The following is a 4,096-nucleotide window of genomic DNA, read 5'->3' as shown; positions in this document are numbered from 1 at the left end:
GCTGTTAGTGTTGGTTTTTTGTGTAGGAGCTTGAAATCATAACACTTTCAGCCGCTTCTTCCTTCCTTACGCCGCCTCCTCATGAGAAATCCGGGTTAGTCATAATGCTTCACCTAATGATTTTTTAGCGAATAATATCGACCGGTCTAGTTCCACACTACACTAAGTCGCCGAACCAGCAAGCGATTGGTTAGTGCAAGGGAAATATAGAAAAAAGCTGTAAAATCATATTTTTAAATATATCGATAGCATTTAAAAATAACTTAACCGTTTTGGTTTGTTAGAAACAATGGGTTTGGGTAAGCGAGAGTGGTGGAGTGGCGCAGGTGCGGGTATGCAGCAGGAACTGCGGCTCTGGTGTCCTTGGGACAATTTTGGGACAAAACAGCGTCCGTTTAAGACCGCAGGGTACCGTTGGTTAATTTCTATATCATTGATATTCCGGGAATAGACGTCCATGTCCATGTTATATATAGGGTTCGAATCCCTCCCTCTCCGCCAATACAAAACCCCAGCACCGTAAAGTGCTGGGGTTTTTTATTGGCAGTAAGGGCAGGGTAGAAGAACCCTCGCGGGTTCGACCGAAGGCCGCAAAGTGGCCTGAGGAACGCCGTCGCTTGCGGCGGCGGCCCCGAAGGGGTGAGGGTCGAAGACCCGAATAATCCCTCCCGAAGCAGAATCAAAAAAGCCCCGACATCACTGCCGGGGCCTTCTAGAGCTCTTTAATTTACCGCTTTAAATGCTAAACCGGCTCACCTGAGCCTGCAGCTCCTTCGCCAGGGCCTGCAGCTGATCGCCGCTGCTAGCGACCGTATTGGCTGCTGCTACCGTGCTTTCAGAGGCCTGGGTAATGCGCATCAGGTTGGCGCTCATCTCTTCGGAAACATTGCCTTGTTCTTCGGCCGCGGAGGCCACCTGAATGCCCATGTCGCGGATGCGCGACATCTGTTCGACGATACGCCGCAGCTCTTCGCCGGCATGGTGGGCAGACTTAACACTATTGTCAGCCCGCTCGCGCGAGGCATCCATAACCTGAACTGCCTTTTGGGCAGCGGTTTGCAGCCGTTCGTTCATGTTGCGGATCTCTTCGGTGGAGCCCTGAGTGCGCTGTGCAAGCTGGCGAACTTCGTCTGCCACTACCGCAAAACCGCGGCCGGATTCACCGGCTCGTGCCGCTTCGATGGCGGCGTTCAACGCCAGCAGGTTGGTCTGTTCGGAAATCGCCTGGATTTCACTAAGCACCTTGCTAATCTGCTCGGTGTCGCCTTCCAGTTCCTGGATAACCCGGGCAGCTTCTTCAACTTCATCCGCCAGTGACTGAATCAGATTAACGGTGTCTTCAACATCATGGTTGCCTTCATCAGCCTCGTGGTCGGCCGCCTCGATCGCCTCCGCGGTCTGGTTGGCGCTGCGAGCCACTTCCTGAACGCTGCTGGCCATTTCGTTCATCGCGGTGGACAACTGTTCGGCTTCGGCTGCCTGTGCGTCCAGGGCGGAGCTGGTTTCCTCGGCGCTCTTCGCCAGGTCCTGGGCGCTTCCGGATACCTGGGTGGCTGAGGTGGCAATCTGCTGAACGAGGTCGTGGAAGACGTCGAGTGTTTCGTCAATGCGGTGCCCAACATGTCCCAGCTCGTCTTTGTGGGCCAGATTGGTTCGTACTTTCAGGTCGCCATCCGCTGCCTTGGTCATGACGCGATTAATCACATCGAGAGGATTTGTGATACTGCGTCCGATGAGCAGCGAAACGGCAATCAGGATGATCAGGGCAACCACGGTGAAGGCGGCCATCCGGATCACGTCACTCATGAAGGCGCTGTTCAGGTCATCCATGTAGACGCCGGTGCCGATCACCCACCCCCACGGTTCAAAGGCCTTAACAAGGGTCAGTTTGGGCTGTGGTTTGCTGCTGCCGGCTTTGGGCCACAGGTAACTGAATTCCTGGGTGGTCTCGCCACTATTCAATACATCAACCATTTCCTGGAATAGGAATCGTCCATCTTCTGTCTGGAAATTGCTGAGATCGCGGCCAACGTTTGCCGGATCGCCCCCATGGACTTGCATTTCGGCCTGGTTGTTCAGGACGAAGAAATAGTCGTCGTTGCCATAGGTCATATTCTCAAGCAGACGCCGGGCTTCGTCGCGCGCCTCGTTGCGGCTCAGCTCGCCGGCAGCTACCTTGTCATCCATGGTTTCGAGAAGATCGACGGAGGTGTCGAGCAGCGCATTCAGTTGCGATGTTCTCTCTGTTACCAGGGAATCGCGCATATCCACCAGGGCGGCACCCGCGATGAACACCAGCATTAGCGTGGTGAGGCCCACAAGAAGCCCGAGCTTGACCCGGACTTTAATATTCCCCAAGAGCATAAATAGAGACCCTTTCTGTTGGTTTTTGTATTAGGTTTAAAGCGATTTATAACACACTGAAATTAGTCATTGTTTTATTTTCTAAGCATCGATGATGCCAGACCACGAAAACTGCAATTAAAACTGATCGTTGTCATAATTTCTGTCGCGCTTTTCTGGGAACGGCCGATGAGTTGTCAGTATTGTGACGCGAGGATAGACATATCGGTTTCGTAGTGTCATGTCCAAATAAGTCTGATTCCTAGTGTTGCTATCGGCAGGAAGGCTGGCGGCTGAAGACCCTTTAAGGAAACTACGTATCGCGGGTAACGACACGGTGTAATGGTTGGCTCACCGGGGAGAATCGGATTAGGAGCTAGCCCGTCACCTAAGAATCAGGCCACCCCAAACGACTGCAGCAGAAATACCCCAAGCGTGATGGTCAGGCTGGCGGCCAAAGTGGTAAGAGCGATGATGTTGGCCGCCATGCGTGCGTTGCCACCCAGGGCTTTTACCATGACAAAGCTGGCCGCGGCGGTGGGGCTGGCAAAGAACAGGAACATCAAGCCCAGTTCCTGGCCTTCAAACCCGGCTAACCACGCTGCCAGGGTACAGCCGGCTGGCAGGAGGACCATTTTCCAGAACGACGAGCCCAGGGCCGGCCCGCTCTCCGTGCGTAGGCTCTTCAGCGAGATGGTGGCGCCGATGCAGAGCAGGGCCAGGGGCAGGGTGAGGGAGGCGAAGTAGTTGCCACTGGTCATCACCCAATCCGGCAGGGCGATACCGGAAGCGGCAACGGGCAAAGCCACCAGAACGGCAATGATCAGAGGGTTTCTGGCAATGTCCCGGGCGGTGGAAGCCAGGTTCATGGATTTTTCCGGGTGGTAAGCCAAAAGTACCGCGACCGATAGTGTGTTGTAGGTAACGATTACGAGCCCAAGCAACAGCCCACCGGCGGACAGGCCGTAATCGCCATACAGGTTGGCGGCCAGGGCCAGGCCAACAATGCCGCAATTGCCACGGAAGGCTCCCTGAACATAGACGCCGCGGTCCTGATGGGGGATTCGCCGGGTGGCCCATAGCCATACCAGTCCAAAACTGACAAGGGTGGCGACCAGGTAAAATCCGAGCAGGGGTGGATTGAGGGTGGCATCCAGATCAGCGCGAATGATGCTTAAAAACACCAGCGTCGGCAGGGTGGCCTTGAAGACCAGCGCAGACGCGGTATTGATGAACGGTTGGTCAATCCAGCCGATCCGGCGCAGGCCGATGCCCAGGAAAACCATCACGAAGACTGGCAGTGTGGTTTCCAGGGTGCGGAGAAAGGTGTCCAGCAGGGTGATCAATAGACCACCCTGAAGTCATTGAATTCGCCGGTGGGTGTCTGGGTTTCAGTTGAGACATTCTCAACCATGGCCTGGGGTGGCCCGTTGCGGCACCAGTCCTGCAGTGCTTCCAGGTCGTCTGGTGTACCTTCAGCGATAATCTCCACATCACCGCCTGGGAGGTTCTTCACGGTGCCGGTCAGCCCCAATTCACCAGCTTTCTGCTCGGTATAGGCACGATAGGACACGCCCTGGACTTTGCCGCTCACGCGCAGTTGCCAACGTTCTACAGTCATAGTCACCTTCCGTTGCGTTTGCTGGTATGTGTTAATGCATCGAGTAGGAGGGGGAGTCACCTCCCCCGTCCTCTCACACCACCGGGCATACGGTTCCGTACCACGGCGGTTCATGGTTGGCGCTGAAGCCGA

The 4,096-nt window shown here is 55.2% G+C and carries 3 protein-coding genes; all 3 read right to left on the bottom strand.

The features are described 5' to 3' along the window. Positions 1-735: 735 nt before the first annotated feature. Positions 736-2,364, bottom strand: coding sequence for a methyl-accepting chemotaxis protein (locus tag BY454_RS16425; RefSeq protein ID WP_104417640.1), 1,629 nt, complete (start codon positions 2,362-2,364; stop codon positions 736-738). A 374-nt stretch (positions 2,365-2,738) separates the two neighbouring features. After that, a complete protein-coding gene (locus BY454_RS16420; protein WP_104417641.1) occupies positions 2,739-3,686 on the bottom strand; it encodes an AEC family transporter in 948 nt (315 codons plus the stop codon). Next, positions 3,686-3,964: an acylphosphatase gene (locus BY454_RS16415; protein ID WP_104417639.1), complete on the bottom strand. Its 279-nt coding sequence runs from the start codon at positions 3,962-3,964 to the stop codon at positions 3,686-3,688. The genes BY454_RS16420 and BY454_RS16415 overlap by 1 nt, the downstream gene beginning before the upstream one ends. Positions 3,965-4,096: the final 132 nt, after the last annotated feature.

Source organism: Marinobacter persicus, assembly GCF_002934325.1.
Classification (GTDB): Bacteria; Pseudomonadota; Gammaproteobacteria; order Pseudomonadales; family Oleiphilaceae; genus Marinobacter; species Marinobacter persicus_A.
This window is presented reverse-complemented; position numbering and strand designations above follow the sequence as displayed.

What these genes read in the sequence shown, in the direction of transcription:
- BY454_RS16425 (WP_104417640.1), bottom strand. Translation starts at nt 2,364, where the DNA reads ATGCTCTTGGGGAATATTAAAGTCCGGGTCAAGCTCGGGCTTCTTGTG.
- BY454_RS16415 (WP_104417639.1), bottom strand. Translation starts at nt 3,964, where the DNA reads ATGACTGTAGAACGTTGGCAACTGCGCGTGAGCGGCAAAGTCCAGGGC.